The sequence below is a fragment of the Dietzia sp. IBK-p2-16D genome (assembly GCF_057773085.1).
This window is the reverse complement of record NZ_JBYMTL010000003.1, coordinates 144526-165754: the sequence shown is the minus strand read 5'-3', so window position 1 is coordinate 165754 and position 21229 is coordinate 144526. Positions and strand designations below refer to the sequence as shown.

Genomic DNA, 21229 nt, shown 5'->3' with positions numbered 1-21229 from the left:
GGGATATCGGAAACGATGTCCCGGGATCTCGCCATTTGGCGTCTTCCGCCATGCACTCCCCGACCGTAGTGTCAGTGCATGGCGCGATCGATGGAGCTGTCCCGCGCGGTCGACGTACTCGACGCACTCGTCGACGACGGTCGGCTGGGCGGGTACGTCTGTGGCGTCCGGGAGGGCGGGAGTGCGCGGATCGTGGCCGGTGGTACCCGCCACGTGGGCGGCCCGGCCCTGGCGGAGGACGCGGTGTTCCCACTGTCGTCCAACACCAAGCCGATCGGTGGGCTCCTGGCGATGCGACTGGTCGAACGCGGAGTGCTGACACTCGACGACGCGGTCGACACCCACCTGCCCGAACTGGCCGCGCCGCGTGTGCTGACCGAGCCGGACGGCCCGCTGGGCGAGACGGTCCCGGCCGAGCGGCCCGTCACCCTGCGGCATCTGCTCACCATGACCGCGGGCGTCGGATGGGCGGGGGAGAACCCCGCGCTGTCGGAGGCCATGTCCGCCCGTGGGGTCGGCCCGGGCCCCTACGCGCCGACCGTCGGTCCGGACGAGTACCTCCGGCGCCTCACGGAACTGCCCTTCGCGGGGCAGCCGGGTCGCGGGTGGTGGTACCACACCAGCAGTGACATCCTCGGGGTCCTCCTGGCCCGCGCGACCGGGTCGACGGTGGGCGCCCTGCTGGCCGAGCACGTCACGGGCCCCCTGGGATTGACCGATACGGGGTTCACGGCCGACCTCTCCCGCCTGCCCACCTCGTACGGGCTCCGCCCCGACGGCCGGCTGCAGCCCCTGGACACCGCGGCCAGGTTCGCCGCCCCGCCCGTCTTCGAGTCACTCGCCTGCGGACTCGCCGCGACGGTGGGCGACTATCTGGAGTTGCTGGGCGTGCTCGTCGACGGCGGACCGGTGCTCGACGCGGAGAGCGCGCGGCTGATGACCACCGATCACCTGACGGAGCCGCAGCGGGCGAGCGGTGAGGGCTTCCTCGGGCCCGGCTGCGGCTACGGGTTCCAGGTCGAGGTCCGTCCCGGCGGCGTGGTCGGTTGGGCCGGGGGGCTGGGGACCAGCGGCTACGTCGACCGCGTCAGTGGGCGGGCGGCGGCGGTGTTCACCACCCAGTCCTATGACGTCCCCGGCACCGCCGAGGCGCTCGAGACGGTCTGGCCGCTACTGCACTGAGGGGCCGCCCCCGGTGGTCGGGTCACCGCCACCACGTGTCCAGCGGGGTCGCGGGCACGGTGCGCTTGTGTCGCGAGCCCAGGAACAGTCGCTCGATGCGGTCGGACGCCTCGGGTGGGACGCCGTCGCGCCCCTCCAGGTAGTCGTCGATCTGGGCGTAGGTCACGCCCAGCGCGACCTCGTCGGGCAGTCCCGGCCGGTCGTCCTCGAGGTCGGCGGTGGGGACCTTGCGCCAGGTCGAGTCCGGCGCGCCGAGGTGGCGCAGCAGTGCCGCGCCCTGGCGTTTGGTGAGACCGGTCAGGGGGGTCAGGTCGACCCCGCCGTCGCCGTACTTGGTGAAGAAGCCGGTGACCGCCTCGGCGGCGTGGTCGGTGCCGACGACGAGGAGGTTCAGCTGCCCGGCCACGGCGTACTGGGCGATCATCCGCTCACGCGCCTTGACGTTGCCGCGGACGAGGTCACGGAGCGACCCCGCCTCGCCGGGGAGGGTCGCGAGGGCGGCGGAAGCGGCAGCAGAGGCGGCGTCGGAGGCGGCGCGGACGTCCACCGTGAGGGAGTGGTCCGGGCGGATGAACTCGAGGGCCGCCTGCGCGTCCGCCTCGTCGGCCTGTTCGCCGTACGGCAGGCGCATCGCCACGAACGCGGCCTGCGTCATCCCCTCGTCCCGGAGGCGCTCCGCGGCGAGCTGGCACAGTCGGCCGGCGAGGGTGGAGTCCTGGCCGCCGCTGATTCCGAGGACGAAGCCCGTGGCGGGGGTCGAGCGGAGGTACTCCGCCAGGAACGCGACCCGCGCCTCGACCTCGTCCGCGGGATCGATGTCGGGACGGACGCCGAGTTCGGCGATGATCGTGGTGCGCAGCGCGGCGTGGTCGGTGGGGGTCTCGGTCATGTCGCCAGCATAGGAACCGCGTGTGACGTCCACGTGACATCCCGATGGGTGTGCCCGGGCGGGAGCCCGAGGGCCGGAGTTCGCTCGATTCATCCCGGGGGCGCCGATCCACGCCGTTCCGTCGTCCGGCGCCGGTTGGAGTTCTGGCCGGACCGTCCGTTACGATGGACCAGTTGTGTGTCGTGCATCCGACCTCCGGGACGGACGTGTCGCACAGTGATTCCCAGTCGTGTCGGCGGCCACAGCGGTCGCCCCGAGAGCCTAAGGAGCGCCAGATGAAGGTCCGCAAGTCCCTTCGGTCGCTGAAGAACAAGCCGGGCGCCCAGGTTGTCCGTCGTCGCGGCAAGGTCTACGTGATCAACCGCAAGGACCCCCGTTTCAAGGCCCGCCAGGGCTGACGCGTCCGCGTGAGTTCTCACGCACCCACGAGGGCCCGCCTCCGGTTCGCCGGCGGCGGGCCCTCGTCGTCGTCGTACCCCTACCTCGGCGCCCACGGGCCGGCGGTGACTCTCGCCACCCCGCGGTGACCTTCCGCACCCCGCGGTGACCTTCCCCACCGCACGGTGACCTCCCTCCGACCACGACGCTCCCCGGCGGCTCCGGACGCTCCACGTCCACGTCCTTGTGGAGGGGGTGGGGACAAGCTGTGGGGCTTCTGGGGAGGTCCTGTGGGATGCCGACCCGCCTCTCCGGGACGGTCGTCGGCGTGCGACCGTGGGTGTGCACTGCCCCGGATCGACGGTCGGAGAGCGGGGTTCCCACCGGGGGTCCGCAGTGTCCACAAGGCGGGATCGCGACCTGGGAATACCACCCATGTAAGACCAAAATGTTGTGGTCGATTGACTCGTCGGCCACTAGGGGTAGTGTCTAGAGGTGTTGCGGGACCAAGGAATGCCACACGTGGGATCCGGTCCGTGACCCCCGACAGACACCGCGGTCATCCACAGGCCGGGCGAGAGCCCGGCTCCGGGAAGCCGTAACGAGAAGAGCCCCTCGCGCCGACCGGGCGCCGTGCCGAAAGAGGTCCTGAGACTCATGGTCACCGTCTACACCAAGCCCGCCTGCGTCCAGTGCAACGCCACCTACAAGGCGCTCGACAAGCAGGGCATCGAGTACGAGATCATCGACATCTCGATGGACGACGAGGCTCGGGAGTACGTCATGGCCCTCGGATACCTCCAGGCGCCCGTCGTGGTCGCGGGTTCCGATCACTGGTCCGGCTTCCGCCCGGACCGCATCAAGGCGCTCGCCACCGTGGCTGCCTGACAGCGCGGTCACTCCAGAGTTCCTTCGACAAGGGGGCGGCGATGGCGGCTCCGATGCCGGCCGAGATGCCGGTGAGGATCGTCTACTTCTCCAACATCTCCGAGAACACCAAACGATTCGTCGACCGGCTCGGTCTCCCAGCACTGCGCATACCGGTGCGGAGGACCGAGCTCGTCCCCGTGGTGTCGGACCCGTATGTTCTGATCGTTCCGACCTACGGGGGAAGCCTCGAGATCACAGGCAAGAACGGGGCCGCGGTCCCGAGGCAGGTGGTCGCGTTTCTCAACAACGCGCACAACAGAAGTCTCTGCCGGGGAGTCATCGCCGGCGGTAACACCAACTTCGGACGGGATTTCGGTCGCTCCGGCGACGTGATCGCAAAGAAGCTGGGGGTCCCGTACCTCTACCGCTTCGAGTTGATGGGCACACACGAGGACGTCATCCGCGTCCGAGAGGGATTGGAAGAGTTTTGGCAGCACCAACCGTGAACCCCGAGATCATCGCCGCGGGAGAGGCGGGCGAGGGTCAGCGCCTCGACTACCACGCCCTCAACGCGATGCTCAACCTCTACGACGCGGACGGGAAGATCCAGTTCGACGCGGACCGCCGTGCGGCGCGGGAGTACTTCCTCCAGCACGTCAACCAGAACACCGTCTTCTTCCACAACCTCGACGAGAAGCTCGACTACCTGGTCGAGAAGGACTACTACGAGCGTGACGTGCTGGACCAGTACGCGCGCAACTTCGTGCGCGAACTGTTCGACCACGCGTACGCCAAGAAGTTCCGCTTCCCGACGTTCCTCGGTGCGTTCAAGTACTACACGTCGTACACGCTCAAGACCTTCGACGGTAAGCGCTACCTCGAACGCTACGAGGACCGCGTGTGCATGGTGGCGCTCACCCTCGCCGCCGGTGACCAGGTGCTGGCCCGCCGGCTGGTGGATGAGATCATCGACGGCCGGTTCCAGCCGGCCACGCCGACGTTCCTCAACTCGGGCAAGAAGCAGCGTGGCGAGCCCGTCTCGTGCTTCCTGCTGCGCATCGAGGACAACATGGAGTCCATCGGCCGCAGCATCAACTCCGCGCTGCAGCTGTCCAAGCGGGGCGGCGGCGTGGCACTGCTGCTGTCGAACCTCCGTGAGCACGGCGCGCCCATCAAGCACATCGAGAACCAGTCCTCCGGCGTCATCCCCGTGATGAAGCTGCTGGAGGACTCGTTCTCCTACGCCAACCAGCTCGGAGCCCGCCAGGGTGCCGGCGCCGTGTACCTGCACGCCCACCACCCGGACATCTTCAAGTTCCTCGACACCAAGCGCGAGAACGCCGACGAGAAGATCCGTATCAAGACGCTGTCGCTGGGCGTGGTGATCCCGGACATCACCTTCGAGCTCGCCAAGCGCAACGACGACATGTACCTTTTCTCGCCGTACGACGTCGAGCGGATCTACGGCAAGCCCTTCGCCGATGTCGACATCTCGGAGCATTACCACGAGATGGTCGAGGACAGCCGGATCAAGAAGACCAAGATCAACGCCCGGCATTTCTTCCAGACCGTCGCCGAGCTGCAGTTCGAGTCCGGTTACCCGTACATCATGTACGAGGACACCGTGAACCGGGCCAACCCGATCGCCGGCAAGATCACGCACTCCAACCTGTGCTCCGAGATCCTGCAGGTCTCCACGGCGTCGGAGTTCAACGAGGACCTGAGCTACTCGGAGGTGGGCAAGGACATCTCCTGCAACCTGGGCTCGCTCAACATCGCCAAGGCCATGGACTCCCCGGACTTCGGTCAGACCATCGAGACGGCGATCCGGGGACTGACCGCGGTCTCCGACCAGACCCACATCAACTCGGTGCCGTCGATCGAGCGGGGCAACTCGGAGTCGCACGCGATCGGCCTGGGGCAGATGAACCTCCACGGCTACCTCGCGCGCGAGCGGATCCACTACGGATCCGAGGAGGGCATCGACTTCACGAACATCTACTTCTACACGGTGCTCTACCACGCACTCCGGTCGTCGAACGCGATCGCACGCGAGCGCGGGACCTGGTTCGCCGGGTTCCCGGAGTCGAAGTACGCCTCGGGTGAGTTCTTCGACAAGTACACCGATCAGGTGTGGGAGCCGGCGACCGACCGGGTCCGCCAGCTCTTCTCCGAGGCCGAGGTGACCATCCCCACGCAGGAGGACTGGCACGCGCTGAAGGCCGACGTGCAGAAGTACGGCATCTACAACCAGAACCTGCAGGCGGTGCCGCCGACGGGATCGATCAGCTACATCAACAACTCCACGTCGTCGATCCACCCGGTGGCCTCGAAGATCGAGATCCGCAAGGAGGGCAAGATCGGGCGCGTCTACTACCCGGCGCCCTACCTGACCAACGACAACCTGGACTACTACCAGGACGCGTACGAGATCGGCTACGAGAAGATCATCGACACCTACGCGGCGGCCACCCAGCACGTCGACCAGGGATTGTCGCTGACCCTGTTCTTCAAGGACACGGCCACCACCCGTGAGGTCAACCGCGCCCAGATCTACGCGTGGCGCAAGGGCATCAAGACCCTGTACTACATCCGCGTGCGTCAGCTCGCGCTCGAGGGCACCGAGGTCGAGGGCTGCGTCTCGTGCATGCTCTGACCGCCCGGCCGCAGGCCTGCGCCCCGAACCCCACACGCCACCAGGAGGAGATCCGATGACCGCCGAGCTGCACGCTCCGGGATCCCACAGTCCCGCCGCCGGCATCCAGCCCAAGCTCGTCGACCGGGTGTCGGCCATCAACTGGAACCGCATCCCCGACGAGGTCGACGATCAGGTCTGGGGCCGCCTCACCACCAACTTCTGGCTTCCGGAGAAGGTGCCGGTCTCCAACGACATCCCGTCGTGGCAGACCCTGACCGAGTACGAGCAGCAGCTGACCACCCGCGTCTTCACGGGCCTGACCCTGCTGGACACCCTCCAGGGCACCGTCGGCGCGGTCAGCATGATCCCCGATGCGTCGACACCGCACGAGGAGGCGGTGCTCACCAACATCGCGTTCATGGAGTCGGTGCACGCCAAGAGCTACTCGACGATCTTCTCCACCCTGTGCTCGACCCCGCAGGTGGACGATGCGTTCCGCTGGGCGGAGGAGAACCCCTTCCTCCAGAAGAAGGCCAAGATCGTGCTCGGGTACTACTCGGGGGACGATCCGCTCAAGCGCAAGATCGCTTCGGTGATGCTCGAGTCGTTCATGTTCTATTCGGGCTTCTACCTCCCCATGCGGTGGTCCTCGCGGGCCAAGCTCACCAACACCGCCGACGTCATCCGGCTCATCATCCGCGATGAGGCGGTGCACGGCTACTACATCGGGTACAAGTACCAGCGCGCCCTCGAGCACGTCACCCAGGCCGAGCGGGACGAGCTCAAGGACTACACCTTCGAGCTGCTGTTCGAGCTGTACGACAACGAGGCGGACTACACCGAGGATCTCTACGATCCGGTGGGCTGGACCGAGGACGTCAAGAAGTTCCTGCGCTACAACGCCAACAAGGCGTTGATGAACATGGGCTACGAGGGGATGTTCCCCAAGGACGAGACCGACGTCGACCCGGCCATCCTGTCGGCACTGAGCCCCAACGCCGACGAGAACCACGACTTCTTCTCCGGCTCCGGCAGCTCCTACGTCATGGGCAAGGCCGAGGCCACCGAGGACGAGGACTGGGACTTCTGACCCGCCGGTTCTGACCCGAGACGCCCCTGCGACCGAACCGGTCGCAGGGGCGTCGTCGTAGTCGGGGGCGGTGTGTGCGACTAGCCGTCGGGGGCGATCCCGTTGATCGAACTCCGGATGTCGTCCAACACCGCCCGCGCAGCCACCGGACCGGCACCCTCCCACACCGCCCGGTCCATCACGAACACACGGCGGGACCCCACGGCGTCCAGCTCCGTCCACCGGTCCGACGAGAAGACCTCGCGGGCCGCGTCCTCGGAGCCGGGCTCGCCTCCGACGACAGCGAAGATCACGTCACCGTCGAGCTCGTCGCCCAGCAGGGGAGACTCGGGCAGTGGCGGGACACGCTCGCCGTCCCGGGTGCGCTGAGCGGGAGGTCGCCCGGCGCCCACGGCTTCCAACATCAGGGAGCCCAGCGTGTCCGGTCTCTGCACAACCACACCATCGCCGTCACCACCGGTCACCGAGAGCAGGGAGACCTGGGTGTCCGACGGCGTGGCCGCGTCTGCTGCGCGCCGCGCTCGGTCGATCACGTCCAACAGGAGATCCCCACCGGCGCGCGGTCGGCCGTAGGCGTCGGCGATCGCCTCGGTGGCATCAGCCCACGCGAGGATGTCGGCGTCGTAGACGACGGTGGGGGCCACGCCCGTCAGGGCGTCGACCACACCCGGCTCCAGGTCGTCCGATCCCGCGAGGACGATGAGGTCCGGTCGCAGCTCCCGCGCGGCCCGCGCGACCTCGTCGGCATCCGCGCCGGATTCGAGCCCCACCGTCGGCAGTCCGACCAGGGAGGCCGGCAGGTAGACGTCCGCGTCACGGGGCAGCCCGGAGGTGCCGACGACGAGGTCCTGAAGTCCGAGCGCACAGGCGGTGTCCACCGCGCCCGCACCGAGCGCGAGGACCCGTTCCGGTGCCCGCGGGACCGACACCGTGCTCGTGCCCGGGCCCTCGGTGGGGACCCTCCGGTCGCCGGTCCCCGCGAACTCCGCAGGGACCGGGGTGGGGGCGCACGACTCCTCCGGCTCGGCCGAGCGTTGGAGCTCCTCGCCGGCCATCCGCGACGGCGTGGTCGTCATCGGGCTCTCCACCATGTCGACGGGGGAGGGGCCGCAGGCTACGAGAGCAAGACCTGCCGCCAGCGGAACCGCGGCCCACGAGGCGCGCCGCGCATACCCCCGCGCGGGGTCACGGCGGGGCACGGTCACGGAATCGGTCATGGGTCAACAGCCTAGGAGATCGGCCCCGAGGGGTCGCTCCCGCGGAGGTCGTGGGTGGGTGATGCACGCCTGTCCGGGCGGGCCGGACCGCCGCGCGATTATCGGGGGTGACCACCGGTGACGAGTTCGGCGGGGTGGGTGGGCCTTCCTCTCAGGCGGGGGTTAGGATTGCGGTCACGCACTATTCCTATGCGTTCGACGTGGGGTCGGTGGTTCGACCCACGACGTCGGGTGAGGCGTTCAGGAGGACCCTTATGACCGCAGTGGCCCCCAAGCCGGTCCACGAACTCGACCACCCGCCGGGTGAACCCACGGGTAATGCCCGGCCGGGCTCGTTCGTGTGGAAGATGCTGACGACGACTGACCACAAGATGCTCGGCATCATGTACATCGTCTCCTGCTTCATCTTCTTCTTCATCGGCGGCCTCATGGCGCTGCTCATCCGGGCGGAGCTCTTCTTCCCGGGCATGCAGTTCCTGTCGAATGAGCAGTTCAACCAGCTGTTCACCATGCACGGCACGGTGATGCTGCTGCTCTACGGAACCCCGATCGTGGTCGGGTTCGCGAACTACATCATGCCGCTGCAGATCGGTGCCCCCGATGTGGCGTTCCCGCGGCTCAACGCGTTCGGCTTCTGGCTGTTCACCGCCGGCGGCGTCATCATGCTGTCGGGCTTCCTGACCCCCGGTGGCGCGGCGTCCTTCGGCTGGACCATGTACATGCCGCTGGCGGACAAGATCCACTCGCCGAACGTGGGCGCGGACCTCTGGATCCTCGGCGTCGGCATCGGCGGCATCGGCACCATCCTCGGTGCCGTCAACTTCGTCACCACCATCATCTGCCTTCGCGCACCGGGTATGACCATGTTCCGGATGCCGATCTTCACGTGGAACATCCTCGTGGCGTCGGTGCTCATCCTGCTGATCTTCCCGCTGCTCACCGCCGCCGCGCTCGGCGTCTTCTACGACCGCACCTTCGGTGGCCGTATCTACGATCCGGGCAACGGTGGCGCCATCCTGTGGCAGCACCTGTTCTGGTTCTTCGGACACCCTGAGGTGTACGTCCTCGCGCTGCCGTTCTTCGGCATCGTCTCCGAGGTCTTCCCGGTCTTCTCCCGGAAGCCGCTGTTCGGCTATGCCGGCCTGGTCTTCGCGACCCTGGCCATCGCCGCACTGTCCATGGCCGTCTGGGCGCACCACATGTACGTCACCGGTGCGGTGCTGCTGCCGTTCTTCTCCTTCATGACGTTCCTCATCGCCGTTCCCACCGGCGTGAAGTTCTTCAACTGGATCGGCACGATGTGGCGCGGCAAGATGACTTTCGAGACGCCGATGATGTTCGCCCTCGGCTTCATCGTCACCTTCCTCTTCGGTGGTCTGACGGGCGTCATGATGGCCTCGGCGCCGATCGACTTCCACATCTCCGACACGTACTTCATCGTGGCGCACTTCCACTACACGCTCTTCGGCACCATCGTGTTCGCTACGTTCGCCGGCGTGTACTTCTGGTTCCCCAAGATGACGGGTCGGATGTACGACGAGCGACTCGGGAAGCTGCACTTCTGGCTGATCTTCATCGGCTTCCACACCACGTTCCTCGTCCAGCACTGGCTGGGTAACCAGGGCATGCCCCGCCGGTACGCCGACTACCTGGATTCGGACAACTTCACCGTCCTCAACCAGATCTCCACGGTCGGTTCGTTCATCCTCGGCATCGCGATGCTCCCGTTCATCTGGAACATCATCAAGAGCTGGCGCTACGGCGAGATCGTCACGGTCGACGACCCGTGGGGCGCGGGCAACTCCCTCGAGTGGGCCACGTCCTGCCCGCCGCCGCGCCACAACTTCGTGACGCTGCCCCGCATCCGCTCCGAGCGCCCCGCGTTCGAGCTGCACTACCCGCACATGAGCGAGCGGATGCGCAGCGAGGCACACGTCGGTGGCCGGACCAAGGCGCAGGACCCGGACTCGGCCAAGGACGTCGCCGACCGGGGACCGTCTCCGCAGAAGGGCTGACCGCCCGCCCGTACTCACCCACGGGCGTAGGTCCCGGGAACCCCGTCGGCTGGCTCGTCCACCGGCGGGGTTTCCGCTTGTCGGGCCCCGCAACCACAGCAGCGCCTTTTCCGATTCCCCTGTCAGGAGTACATGTGAGCACCACCGGCACCCCGGCTCTCCTCACCGTCACCGGACCCGACCGCCCGGGCGTGACCGCGCGCGTCATGTCCGTTCTCGCATCCCACCACGCGGACCTCGTCGACGTGGAGCAGGTCGTCGTCAACGGACACCTGTCCCTGGGCCTCATGGTCAGGGTGGACGACGGTGCCGATGTCGTCACGGTCGTCCGGGAGCTCACCGAACAGGTCCACGACCTCGGGATGCAACTGGAGGTCCAGTTCGACGACATCGCCCCCGCGGCCCCGCCCTCCACGCACGCGGTCGTGATCCTCGGCAGTCCGGTCCCGGCGTCCGCGTTCTCCGCCGTCGCCGGTTCGCTGGCCTCCATCGGCGCGAACATCGACACCATCCGTGGCATCGCCGACTACCCGGTCACGGGTATCGAGTTGCACGTGTCGACGGCCGGCCGGGACTCGGCCGACGATTCGCGTCTGCGCGAGACCCTCGCCCCGCTCTCGGACGCCCACGGCGTCGACATCTCGGTGGACCGGGCCGGTCTCGGCCGCCGGTCGAAGCGACTCGTGGTCTTCGACGTGGACTCCACCCTCGTCCAGGGCGAGGTCATCGAGATGCTCGCCGCGCACGCGGGCAAGGAGGACGAGGTCCGGGCCGTGACGGAACGGGCCATGCGTGGCGAGCTCGACTTCGCGCAGTCCCTTCACGAGCGTGTCGCGACCCTGGCCGGGCTGCCGGCCACAGTGTTGGACGAGGTCGCGTCGAACATCGTGCTCACGCCCGGCGCCCGCACGACGATCCGCACGCTCAAGCGGCTGGGGATCCGCTGCGGTGTGGTCTCCGGAGGCTTCATCCAGGTGATCTCGGGCCTCGCAGAGGAGCTGGGACTCGACTTCGCCCGTGCCAACACTCTCGAGATCGTGGACGGCACACTCACCGGCCGGGTGGTCGGGGAGGTGGTCGACAGGGAAGCCAAGGCGGCCTATCTCCGCGAGTTCGCCGAGGAACTCGGGATCTCGCTGAGCCAGACCGTCGCGGTCGGCGACGGCGCCAACGACATCGACATGCTCACCACGGCCGGTCTGGGGATCGCGTTCTGCGCCAAGCCCGCCCTGCGCGAGGTGGCGGATGCGTCGCTGTCCAAGCCGTTCCTCGACACCGTGCTGTTCGTACTGGGGATCACGCGCGACGAGATCGAGGCCGCGGACACCGCCGCCGGTACGTACCGTCGCGTCCCACTGACGTGACCGGGGCGCCCGGACCGGACGGGTCCGAGTCGGATGCCCCGGGGCCGGGCGCGTCCGGGACCGATGCGCCCATCAGTGGTGGTCCGGCGTCCGGCGCGGCGCTCGACTGGTGCCACGCCAGACTGCGCGCGGGGTCGGCTGGTGCCGAGGACCCCGACGATCGCGCGACGGTGCGATCGATGCCGATCGTGCTGCACCTGCCCAAGACGGACCCGCCGGACCGGACGCCACTCCTGGAGTCGGTGGCCGGCGCGGTCGCTGCCCTCTGCCTGGACGAGCGGGTGGCGCCGGGAGGGCAGTGGCACGAGGCGTACTCGGCGTGGCTGGACGCCCGGATGCGCAAGATCGCCCGTCGTGCCCGCGGCGCGCAGTGGAGGGCCTCGCTGGAGGTTCCCGGGGTCACGTGGGAGATCGGCGGGGCGAGCGCCCGGGCGTTCGTCCCCGGCCCGGTGGACGAGGTGGACCCGCGGTTGGCCCGACTGCAGATCGGCGGCACCGACCTCGCCCGCGACGAGCCCGGCACACCGCCCGTGGGGAGACCTGTCGTGTGGATCGACGGGGCGCTGGAGATGTCGACGGGCAAGGCCGCGGCCCAGGTGGGCCACGGGGTGATGCTGCTCATCGCCGAGATGGGGCGCGATCGCCTCGACCAGTGGCTGGCGGACGGGATGCCGCTCGCCGTCCGGGAAGCCGATCCCGCGCGGTGGCGGGAGCTCTCGGACGCGGTGGCCTCGCGGACCCCGGGAGTTGCCGCGGTCGTGGACGCCGGGTACACCGAGGTGGCACCGGGGTCGCTCACGGTCATTGCGGTCGACGGCCACTGACAGACGACCACTGACCGACGGCCCCTGACAGACGACCACCGGCCCGAGTCGTTCAGGCGTCGCGCAGGCGCTCCAGAGCGCCGATCACGACGTCCTTGTCGGTGGTCTGCCAGAAGGGCGGCAGGGAGGCGCGGAGGTATCCGCCGTACCGGGCGGTGACCAGGCGGGAGTCGAGCACCGCCACCACGCCACGGTCCTCGGTGCGCCGCAGGAGTCGGCCCACGCCCTGGGCGAGCAGGAGGGCGGCGTGGTTACCGGCGACGGCGAGGAATCCGTTCCCCCCGCGGGCCGCCACCGCACGCTGACGCGCCGAGAGCAGCGGGTCGTCCGGACGGGGGAACGGGATGCGGTCGATCACGACCAGTGACAGGGTCCGCCCGGGGACGTCGACGCCCTGCCACAGCGAGAGGGTGCCGACCAGCGTCGTCTCCTCGTCCTCGGCGAACTTCGCGACGAGGTTGGCCGTCGAGTCCTCTCCCTGGCAGAGGACGGGGGTGTCGAGTGCGTCGCGGAGGAGTTCGGCCGCGGCCTTCGCGGCCCGCATCGACGAGAACAACCCGAGCGTGCGGCCCCCGGCTGCGGTGATGAGGTCGACCAGTTCCTCCTCCGCCGCGGGTGACGGGCCCTCCCGGCCCGGCGCGGGCAGGTGCGATGCCACGTAGAGGATGCCGTTGCGGCGGTAGTCGAACGGAGATCCCGCGTCGAGGCCCGTCCAGCGCAACGAGCCGGCGTCGTCGTCGGAGGGGGGCTCGAGCGCCACCGCGCTCGCGGTGTCCGGGCGCGCCGACGAGGCGGGCGGCAGTCCCCACGTCGCGGCGAGGCCGTCGAATGTCCCGCCCGTGGTGAGGGTCGCGGAGGTGAGGATCACCGTGGACTCGGCGAACAGTCGGGCTCGGAGGAGTCCGGCGACCGACAGGGGAGCGACGCGCAGGATCCGTCCCCGCCGTTCCTCCACGCTCATCCACACGATCTCCAGCCGTTCGGTGACCGGCCTCTCGAAGGACGAGAGGATGCGGTCCGCGGCGTCGGCGATCTCGTCCAACGCCGCGAGGGTCTTCTGGCGGTCGGACGCACCCTGTGGGTCTCCGGCGGCCTCGCCCGGTTTCGGGCCGGGCACCGCGCTGCGACAGTTCTCGGCGGTGTGGCGGACGGCGGCCAGTGCGAGGTCGGCACCCTCGGGCATGAGGTCCCACCGTGCCTCGGGGCAGATCTCCAGCAGCGTCGCGAGGCCTTCCCCGGCAGCGACCATACGGTCCGCCGTCTGCTGGTCGACGAGCTTGGCGGCCCGGCGCGCGGCCTGGATAACCGCGGCGCCGGTCAGCTCTGCGGTGGTCACGCCGGTGACCCGGTCGGAGAGCTCGTGGGCCTCGTCGATCACCACCGCGTCGTGCTCGGGCAGGACGGAGACGTCCGTCATCGCGTCGATCGCGAGCAGGGCGTGGTTGGTCACCACCACGTCGGCGCGGCCGGCCTCCTGGCGTGCCAGTTCAGCGAAGCACTCGGAGAACTCGGGGCAGACCTGCCCCAGGCATTCCCGGCTCGTCACCGACACCTGCCGCCACGCCGCGTCGGAGACGCCACGGGGCAGGTCGTCACGGTCGCCCGTGTCGGTCTCCTGTGCCCAGTCGTGCAGTCGTGCGATCTCACGACCCAGCCATGAGCTCGGACCGGTGTCCCGGGGCGAGGTCTCGCGCGGGGTGCGCGCAGCCGTGGACTCACCTCCGAGGGGGAGGTCGAACAGTTCCTCGGTCTCGATCTCCTCGGGATCGGCCTCGTCGACCGGTCCGGTGCTCACCCGGTGCAGGCACAGGTAGTTGCCCCGGCCCTTGAGGATCGCGTGGGAGGGGCTGACACCGAGTTCCGGGCGGAGCGCCTTGGACAACCGCGGCAGGTCGCGGTCGACCAGTTGGTTCTGCAGTGCGATGGTGGCCGTGGAGACCACCACGGTATTGCCGGTGGCCACGGCGTGGCGTAGTGCCGGGACCAGGTAGGCCAGGGACTTGCCGGTACCCGTGCCGGCTTGGACGGCGAGGTGTTCACCGGTGGCGAGCGCATTGCCGACGGCCTCGGCCATCGTCACCTGGCCCGTGCGTTCGCTGCCGCCCAGGCTCTCCACCGCGGTGGAGAGCAGCTCGGAGACGGGGGGAAGCGAGTCGGTCACGCGGATACCCTAGCGGCCCGGCCGGACATTGCGCCCGGCCGGACAGTGCGCCCGACCGGACAGTGCGCCCGACCGGACAGTGCGCCCGGCCGGACACTGCGCCCGGCCGCTCAGCGGGCGGCCGGGGGGATGACCCTCACGGGGATGGCCGGGTCGCCCTCACTCAGCGCGAGCCCCTCCCACGGCAAGGACACCATCACGGTGGCGTGGTGGGCGCGTGACTGCTCGAGGGTGGGCAGCCCGGGGACGGGCTCGCCGCCCCGGATGAGCGGGACCACGAGGTCGCGCTTCTCGAGGCCCGGCTCGTCGGGAGCGCTACCGGACCACGGCATCAGCACCTCCTCGACAGCGGTGCCGGTGCGGCGGTGCAGGCGGACCGCCCGCTTGGCGCCGGGCAGGGACTCCTTCTGCGCGGAGCGCTTGGCCACCGGTATCCCGTCGACCTCCACGAGTTTGTAGACCATGCCGGCGGTCGGGGCGCCGGATCCGGTCACGAGCCGTGTCCCGACGCCGTACACGTCGACCGGCTCCGCGCGCAGCGCGGCGATCGCGTACTCGTCGAGGTCACCCGAGACCACGATCCGGGTGTTGCGGGCGCCCAGGGCGTCCAGTTGCCCCCGGACCTGCCGGGCGAGCACGCCGAGGTCTCCGGAGTCGATTCGGACGCCGCCGAGTCCGGGCCCGGCGACCTCGATCGCCGTCGCCACGCCCTTCGCGATGTCGTAGGTGTCCACCAGGAGGGTGGTGTCCACACCGAGGGTCTTCACCTGCGAACGGAACGCCGCCGCCTCGTCCGGGCCCTCCGGGCCGGTGTGCAGCAGAGTGAAGGAGTGGGCGGACGTCCCGGCGGACGGCACCCCGTGCCGGCGCGTCGCCTCCACGTTGGAGGTGGAGTCGAACCCGGTGAGATACGCGGCGCGTGCGGCGGCGACCGCCGCCTCCTCGTGCGTGCGACGGGAGCCCATCTCGATGATCGGGCGGCCGCCGGAGGCCGAGGTCATCCGTGCGGCGGCGGAGGCGATCGCACTGTCGTGGTTGAGGACGGACAGGACGAGGGTCTCGAGCACCACGCACTCGGCGAACCCGCCCCGGATACTCAGCACGGGCGAGCCCGGGAAGAACAACTCTCCCTCGAGGTAGCCGTCGACGTCACCGGTGAATCGGAAGTCTCGGAGCCAGTCGGTGGTGTGCTCGTCGAGCGAGTCCGCGAGCGCCTCGATCTCCTCGTCGCCGAACCGGAAGTCCGCCAGGCGCTCGAGGAGTCGTCCGGTGCCGCCGACCACCCCGTACCTCCGGCCCGAGGGCAGGCGTCGGGCGAAGACCTCGAATACACAGGGCCGGTCGGCGGTGCCGTCCGCGAGGGCCGCCCGGATCATGGTGAGCTCGTACTTGTCCGTGAGCAGGGCGGTGGACGGCCGCCCCGCGGGGGGCGTGACGTGGGAGGGTGTCGGCGGGGTCACCGGGCAGACTCTACGGCGTGGCCGACCCGGCCGGAATCCGTATCCTGGGTTCCATGCACCCTGTGAGGACACCGCTTGCGGCCGTCCGGAGCACCGCCCCGGTGATGGCGATGCCGTCGGCCGCGCCCGTGGAGTCCGCGGACGCGGACCTCGACGGCGGGGTGGACAACCCCTGGCTCACCGTGGTCTGGGACGACCCGGTCAACCTGATGAGCTACGTGACGTACGTGTTCCAGCGGGTGTTCGGCTACAGCAGGGAGAAGGCGCATGACCTGATGCTCAAGGTCCATAACGACGGTCGGGCCGTGGTGTCGTCCGGTAGCCGCGACAAGGTGGAGAGCGACGTCCGCAAGCTGCAGGAGGCCGGACTGTGGGCCACGATGCAGCGGGAGGCGTGAGGCGGTGAAGGCCTGGCAGCGCAAGTCGTCCCTGGGCGGGGCCCGCATCAAGTCGGTCATGGAGAACCACGAGGTGCAGATTCTGCACGCCCTGGTCTCCAACGTGGTGGACATGTTGGAGCAGCGCAGGGATTCCGCGCCCCGCGACGAGCTGGCCGAGATCACCGGGATGCGCAGCGGTCACTCGCAGGTCCCCGCCGAGGCGCCGCTGGCGCGGTTGTTGCCGGACTTCCACCGCCCCGAGGAGGCCGACCGGGTGGACGGCTCCGACGCGGACCGGGCAGCCGTGGCGCGGGCGCACAACTCGGGCATGCGGATGATCCACGAGCCGGCGATCATCGACGCCAAGCTCGACTGCGCGGGCGTGGTGCTGCGCTCGTTGCCGTCGCGGGGCGGGACCGTGTCGCTGACCCTCGAGCAGGCGAACTCCTGGATGCGCTGCCTCAACGACGTGCGACTGGGACTGGGCGCTGTCCTGCTGGAGGCGGGCTCATCCGACGGGACCGCCGCCACCGACATCCCCGAATACGTTCCTGACGACGATCCCCGGTCCGCCCAGCTGGATGTGTACCACTGGCTGACCTTCATGCAGGACTCCCTCTGCACGGCTCTGGACGGGTGATGGACCGGGCAGTGGGACAAGGGGCAGAGGGGCGACGGGCAGTGAGACGACGGGCAGTGAGACGACGGGCAGTGAGGAGAACACCGTGAACCGAGACCCCCGTTCCCCGTGGCCGGGCGCCGACTCGACCCGGCCGGCCGCCCCGGGACCGCGGCGGTGGCCCGCTCTGGTCCTGCTGTGGTCGTTCGTCGCCCTGATGTGGGTGGTCGAGGCGGCGGACCAGGTGCTCATCGCGGCGGTCGGACCCCAGCAGACCCTCGACGGGTACGGAGTCCAGCCGCTGGCGACGGACGGGCTGCTCGGCATCGTGTTCCAGCCGTTGCTGCACGGGGACTGGGCGCACCTGATCGGCAACTCGATCGCGCTGCTCGTCCTGGGCTCGATCATCGCGCTGTCCGGGATCCGACCGCTGGTGAGCGTCACGCTCGTCTCGTGGCTGATCTCGGGGGTGGTGTCCTGGCTCCTCGGCGGCGCCGGGACCGTCCACATCGGGGCCTCCGGAATCGTGTTCGGCTACATCTTCTACGTCATCGTCCGGGGCTTCTTCTCCCGGCGCATCCTGCACCTGGTGATCGGCCTAATTATCGGTTTCTACTACGGGCTCGAGGCGCTGGCGGGCCTGTCGCCCATGCTGGACGGCGTGTCCTGGCAGGGGCATCTCGGTGGCGCGATCGGTGGCGTGGCGTCGGCGTACGGGCTCAAGCGCGACCGGAGGCCGCAGCCGCAACCCGCCGCGCAGCCGCGGTGGTCCGCCGGGCCGAGGAGGTGACGCACCGCGACCCGCAGGCTCCCATCGGGGTGTTCGACTCGGGCGCCGGTGGCCTGACGGTGGCCCGGGCGATCGTCGACCAACTGCCCGACGAGTCGGTCGTCTACGTCGGTGACACCGCCAACGGACCGTACGGCCCGCAGCCGTTGGCTCAGGTCCGCGCCCATGCCCTGGCGGTGGCGGACCAGCTCGTCGACCGCGGGGTGAAGGCGTTGGTGATCGCGTGTAACACCGCGTCGGCGGCAATGCTCCGGGACGCCCGCGAGCGCTACCCGGTGCCGGTGGTGGAGGTCATCCAGCCCGCCGCCCGACGCGCGGTGGCCACCACCAGGTCGGGCCGGATCGGGGTCATCGCCACGCGCGCGACGGTCGCGTCCCGGGCGTATGACGACGCGGTGGCCGCGGCCGCCGGGATCGAGCTCACCTCGGTGGCGTGCCCGAAGTTCGTGGAGTTCGTCGAGCGCGGCATCACCAGTGGCCGTCAGGTACTCGGGTTGGCGGAGGCGTACCTCGCCCCGATACGCGACGCCGACGTCGACACCCTGGTGCTGGGCTGCACCCATTACCCGTTGCTGTCCGGGGTGGTGCAGCTGGCGGCGGGGGATCACGTCACGTTGGTCTCGAGCGCGGAGGAGACCGCCAAGGACGTGCTGCGCGTCCTCACCGCGGAGGACCTGCTGCGGCCCCACGACCCGGCGGACCCGGCGACCCACGAATACCTCGTCACCGGCGATCCCGACGCCTTCCGGCGGGTGGCGTCCCGGTTCCTGGGACCCGGCATGGTGTCCGTCGGGCGGGCGGGAACGTCGTGATGGGCGGTGACGCGCGTCGCGCGCAGGGGCACGAACCCCACGACACGCGGTGCGGCGTGGCACGATGGTGCCCATGTTTCTGACTGTCCTCGGGTGCTCGGGAAGTATCGGTGGGCCCACCTCGCCGGCGTCCGGGTATCTGGTGGAGGTCGACGGTCTGGCCCCCGTGGTGATCGACATGGGTCCCGGTGTCCTCGGAGCGCTGCAGCGGCACGTGGCCCCCGAGGACGCGACGGTCCTGCTGTCCCATCTCCACGCCGACCACTGCCTGGATGTCCCGAGCCTGTTGGTGCTGCGGCGCTTCGGCCCCGGGGCGAAGGGCGCGGGCAGGGTGCCGCTGGTCGGGCCGTCCGGGACGGCCTACCGGATCGGGGTGGCGTCGGCGGAGGAGCCGGGGACGGTCGACGACCTGTCGGACACGTTCGACGTGGCCACGTGGGACGTCGCGCCCGAGGTGGAGATGAGGGGCGACGACGACGAGGTGGCCCTGAGCGTGCGGGCCGACCGGGTGGAGCATCCTCCGGAGTCGTACGGAATGCGCCTGACCTCCCGTAGCGGCCGGGTCCTGGCGTATAGCGGGGACACCGCCTATTGCGACGCCCTGGTCGAGCTGGCGGTCGGCGCGGACGTCCTGCTCTGCGAGGCGTCCTGGACGCACGAGGAGGGACGCCCGCCCGGCATCCACATGTCGGGGGCGGAGGCGGGCCTGACCGCTCACCGCGCCGGCGTGGGTCGTCTCGTGCTGACCCACATCCCGCCGTGGGTGGACCGCGAGGCGGTCCGCGCGGAGGCGGCCGCCGAGTTCGGCGGGGAGATCCTGCTGGCGGAGCCGGATCTGCGGATCACCGTCTAGAAGGCGCCCCGGCCACCGGCATGGCCCCGCCCCGACCCCGGCCTCAATTGGCCTGTGCTGGGGGAATGTACGCAGTCGCCGGGGTTGAGCTGCGCGAATGGACCACAGAGAGCGCATAAGTCAGTCCGGCAGCGTGAGCGGCGGCGGCAGCGGCAGCGTGAGCGGCGGCGTCGTGCCGGCGGCACCTCAGCAGGATGCGTCCGCCGGCCCCACCCACGCCGCCTGCCCCTCCGGGGCCGGCGTCCGGCGGCTAGGATCGGCGGTCGTGACCTCATCGAACAGCAGCAGAGCAGACGGACGCGGCGACGCCGACCTGCGGGACGTGACCATCACGCGGGGATTCACCTCGCACCCGGCGGGGTCGGTCCTCGTCACCTTCGGGCAGACCCGCGTCATGTGTACGGCCAGCGTCACCGAGGGCGTGCCGCGGTGGCGCAAGGGTTCGGGCCTGGGATGGCTGACGGCGGAGTACGCGATGCTGCCGGCCGCGACCCACGAGCGTTCGGGCCGGGAGTCGGTCCGCGGCAAAGTGGGCGGACGCACCCACGAGATCAGCCGGTTGGTGGGCCGCTCGCTGCGCGCCTGCATCGACCTGTCCGCGCTGGGGGAGAACACGATCGCCCTGGACTGCGACGTGCTGCAGGCCGACGGCGGGACACGGACCGCGGCGATCACCGGCGCGTACGTGGCGCTGGCGGACGCGGTCACGTGGCTTCAGTCCAAGGGCGCGGTCACCGGTAACCCGCTCACCGGGGCCGTCGCCGCGGTGAGCGTCGGCGTGGTCGACGGCCGGGTGCTGTGCGACCTGCCGTACGAGGAGGACTCGCGGGCCGAGGTGGACATGAACGTGGTGTGCACCGACGGCGGCAAGCTCATCGAGGTCCAGGGCACCGCCGAGGGGGCGGCGTTCGGCCGTGACGTGCTGGACGCGATGCTCGACTCGGCGCAGGCCGGCTGCGAGCGACTGTTCGAGATGCAGCGTGAGGCCCTCGCGGCGCCGTACCCGGGCGAGTTGCCCTCGCCGCCGGCCGCGCGGAACCGGGGTCGGTAGTCGTGACCGTCCGTCTGTTGGTCGCGAGCCGCAACGCCAAGAAGCTGGCCGAGCTGCGCCGGGTGCTGGAATCGGCGGGGATCGTCGGCATCGAGCCGGTGGGGCTGGATGAGGTGCCGGATTTCCCGGAGGAGCCCGAGGACGGCGCCACCTTTGCGGACAACGCACTGGTCAAGGCCCGCTCCGGCGCCCGGGCCACAGGCCTGCCGTGCCTGGCGGACGACTCCGGCCTTGCGGTGGATGCGCTGGGCGGGATGCCCGGGGTGCTCTCTGCGCGCTGGTCGGGGCGCCACGGCGACGACGCCGCCAACAACGCTCTCCTGCTCGCGCAGCTGTCCGACGTCCCGGACGAGCGCCGGGGAGCGGCGTTCGTCTCGGCGTGCGCCCTGGTCGGTCCGGGCCTGCCCGGCGAGGTCGTCGAGGAGGGCCGCTGGCCGGGCCGCGTGCTGCGGGAGCCGAGAGGGGAGGGCGGGTTCGGGTACGACCCCTTGTTCCTGCCCGAGGGGTCCGACCGCGCGGCCGCCGAGCTCAGCCCGCAGGAGAAGGACGCGGACTCGCACCGCGGCCGCGCCCTGCGTGCACTGGTCCCGGCACTGCGCGTGCTCGCCGAGCGCGGCTGACGTTCCGCGCCGCTGG

20 protein-coding genes are annotated in these 21229 nt (G+C 70.0%); 16 read left to right on the top strand and 4 right to left on the bottom strand.

The window, feature by feature from the left end; genetic code table 11:
• Positions 1–78: 78 nt before the first annotated feature.
• Positions 79–1182: a serine hydrolase domain-containing protein gene (locus AC3DE3_RS08730; protein WP_488369722.1), complete on the top strand. Its 1104-nt coding sequence runs from the start codon at positions 79–81 to the stop codon at positions 1180–1182.
• A gap of 22 nt (positions 1183–1204) precedes the next feature.
• On the opposite strand, the gene nadE is transcribed toward AC3DE3_RS08730, so the two are convergent.
• On the bottom strand, positions 1205–2071 hold the full coding sequence (gene nadE / locus AC3DE3_RS08725) for an NAD(+) synthase (RefSeq protein ID WP_488369721.1): 867 nt from the start codon (positions 2069–2071) through the stop codon (positions 1205–1207).
• Between the two features lie 275 nt (positions 2072–2346).
• Here nadE and ykgO point away from each other — a divergent pair, with 275 nt between their 5' ends.
• The 5 genes from ykgO to nrdF all read left to right on the top strand — a co-directional run bounded on the left by ykgO (position 2347) and on the right by nrdF (position 7047).
• Entirely contained in the window at positions 2347–2469 is a 123-nt protein-coding gene (ykgO, locus tag AC3DE3_RS08720) for a type B 50S ribosomal protein L36 (protein ID WP_010541956.1), read from the top strand.
• A 637-nt stretch (positions 2470–3106) separates the two neighbouring features.
• The gene (locus tag AC3DE3_RS08715) at positions 3107–3337 is read left to right on the top strand and encodes a redoxin NrdH (protein ID WP_067712419.1); all 231 of its coding nucleotides are present in this window, start codon (positions 3107–3109) and stop codon (positions 3335–3337) included.
• A 41-nt stretch (positions 3338–3378) separates the two neighbouring features.
• The gene (gene nrdI, locus AC3DE3_RS08710; RefSeq protein WP_260486874.1) at positions 3379–3825 is read left to right on the top strand and encodes a class Ib ribonucleoside-diphosphate reductase assembly flavoprotein NrdI; all 447 of its coding nucleotides are present in this window, start codon (positions 3379–3381) and stop codon (positions 3823–3825) included.
• A 68-nt stretch (positions 3826–3893) separates the two neighbouring features.
• Entirely contained in the window at positions 3894–5975 is a 2082-nt protein-coding gene (nrdE, locus tag AC3DE3_RS08705; protein ID WP_260489276.1) for a class 1b ribonucleoside-diphosphate reductase subunit alpha, read from the top strand.
• A gap of 55 nt (positions 5976–6030) precedes the next feature.
• Positions 6031–7047: a class 1b ribonucleoside-diphosphate reductase subunit beta gene (gene nrdF / locus AC3DE3_RS08700; protein WP_260486873.1), complete on the top strand. Its 1017-nt coding sequence runs from the start codon at positions 6031–6033 to the stop codon at positions 7045–7047.
• Positions 7048–7127: 80 nt separating this feature from the next.
• Here the strand turns inward: nrdF and AC3DE3_RS08695 are convergent, their stop codons facing one another.
• Positions 7128–8264, bottom strand: coding sequence for an ABC transporter substrate-binding protein (locus AC3DE3_RS08695; RefSeq protein WP_488369719.1), 1137 nt, complete (start codon positions 8262–8264; stop codon positions 7128–7130).
• 254 nt (positions 8265–8518) lie between these two features.
• Between AC3DE3_RS08695 and ctaD the strand changes: the two genes are divergently transcribed.
• The 3 genes from ctaD (at position 8519) to AC3DE3_RS08680 (ending at position 12467) form a co-directional block, all read left to right on the top strand.
• Complete coding sequence (gene ctaD, locus AC3DE3_RS08690) at positions 8519–10279, top strand: aa3-type cytochrome oxidase subunit I (RefSeq protein WP_260486871.1); 1761 nt, start codon at positions 8519–8521, stop codon at positions 10277–10279.
• A 134-nt stretch (positions 10280–10413) separates the two neighbouring features.
• Positions 10414–11643: a phosphoserine phosphatase SerB gene (gene serB, locus AC3DE3_RS08685; protein ID WP_260486870.1), complete on the top strand. Its 1230-nt coding sequence runs from the start codon at positions 10414–10416 to the stop codon at positions 11641–11643.
• Positions 11640–12467: a peptidyl-tRNA hydrolase gene (locus tag AC3DE3_RS08680; protein ID WP_488369718.1), complete on the top strand. Its 828-nt coding sequence runs from the start codon at positions 11640–11642 to the stop codon at positions 12465–12467. The genes serB and AC3DE3_RS08680 overlap by 4 nt, the downstream gene beginning before the upstream one ends.
• Before the next feature lie 52 nt (positions 12468–12519).
• On the opposite strand, the gene AC3DE3_RS08675 is transcribed toward AC3DE3_RS08680, so the two are convergent.
• Both AC3DE3_RS08675 and AC3DE3_RS08670 read right to left on the bottom strand, forming a co-directional pair.
• On the bottom strand, positions 12520–14628 hold the full coding sequence (locus tag AC3DE3_RS08675; protein WP_488369717.1) for an ATP-dependent DNA helicase: 2109 nt from the start codon (positions 14626–14628) through the stop codon (positions 12520–12522).
• A 110-nt stretch (positions 14629–14738) separates the two neighbouring features.
• Positions 14739–16088, bottom strand: coding sequence for a nicotinate phosphoribosyltransferase (locus AC3DE3_RS08670; protein ID WP_488369716.1), 1350 nt, complete (start codon positions 16086–16088; stop codon positions 14739–14741).
• 53 nt (positions 16089–16141) lie between these two features.
• Here AC3DE3_RS08670 and clpS point away from each other — a divergent pair, with 53 nt between their 5' ends.
• The 7 genes from clpS to AC3DE3_RS08635 all read left to right on the top strand — a co-directional run bounded on the left by clpS (position 16142) and on the right by AC3DE3_RS08635 (position 21213).
• Complete coding sequence (gene clpS / locus AC3DE3_RS08665; RefSeq protein WP_488369715.1) at positions 16142–16486, top strand: ATP-dependent Clp protease adapter ClpS; 345 nt, start codon at positions 16142–16144, stop codon at positions 16484–16486.
• Between the two features lie 4 nt (positions 16487–16490).
• Positions 16491–17108, top strand: coding sequence for a DUF2017 domain-containing protein (locus tag AC3DE3_RS08660; RefSeq protein WP_488369714.1), 618 nt, complete (start codon positions 16491–16493; stop codon positions 17106–17108).
• An 85-nt stretch (positions 17109–17193) separates the two neighbouring features.
• A complete protein-coding gene (locus AC3DE3_RS08655) occupies positions 17194–17877 on the top strand; it encodes a rhomboid family intramembrane serine protease (protein WP_488369713.1) in 684 nt (227 codons plus the stop codon).
• Complete coding sequence (murI, locus tag AC3DE3_RS08650) at positions 17874–18689, top strand: glutamate racemase (RefSeq protein ID WP_488369712.1); 816 nt, start codon at positions 17874–17876, stop codon at positions 18687–18689. Before AC3DE3_RS08655 ends, murI begins: the two co-directional genes overlap by 4 nt.
• Before the next feature lie 73 nt (positions 18690–18762).
• Positions 18763–19542: an MBL fold metallo-hydrolase gene (locus tag AC3DE3_RS08645; RefSeq protein ID WP_154830506.1), complete on the top strand. Its 780-nt coding sequence runs from the start codon at positions 18763–18765 to the stop codon at positions 19540–19542.
• 265 nt (positions 19543–19807) lie between these two features.
• The gene (rph, locus tag AC3DE3_RS08640; protein ID WP_260486862.1) at positions 19808–20593 is read left to right on the top strand and encodes a ribonuclease PH; all 786 of its coding nucleotides are present in this window, start codon (positions 19808–19810) and stop codon (positions 20591–20593) included.
• Positions 20594–20595: 2 nt separating this feature from the next.
• Positions 20596–21213, top strand: coding sequence for a non-canonical purine NTP pyrophosphatase (locus AC3DE3_RS08635; RefSeq protein ID WP_488369711.1), 618 nt, complete (start codon positions 20596–20598; stop codon positions 21211–21213).
• Positions 21214–21229: the final 16 nt, after the last annotated feature.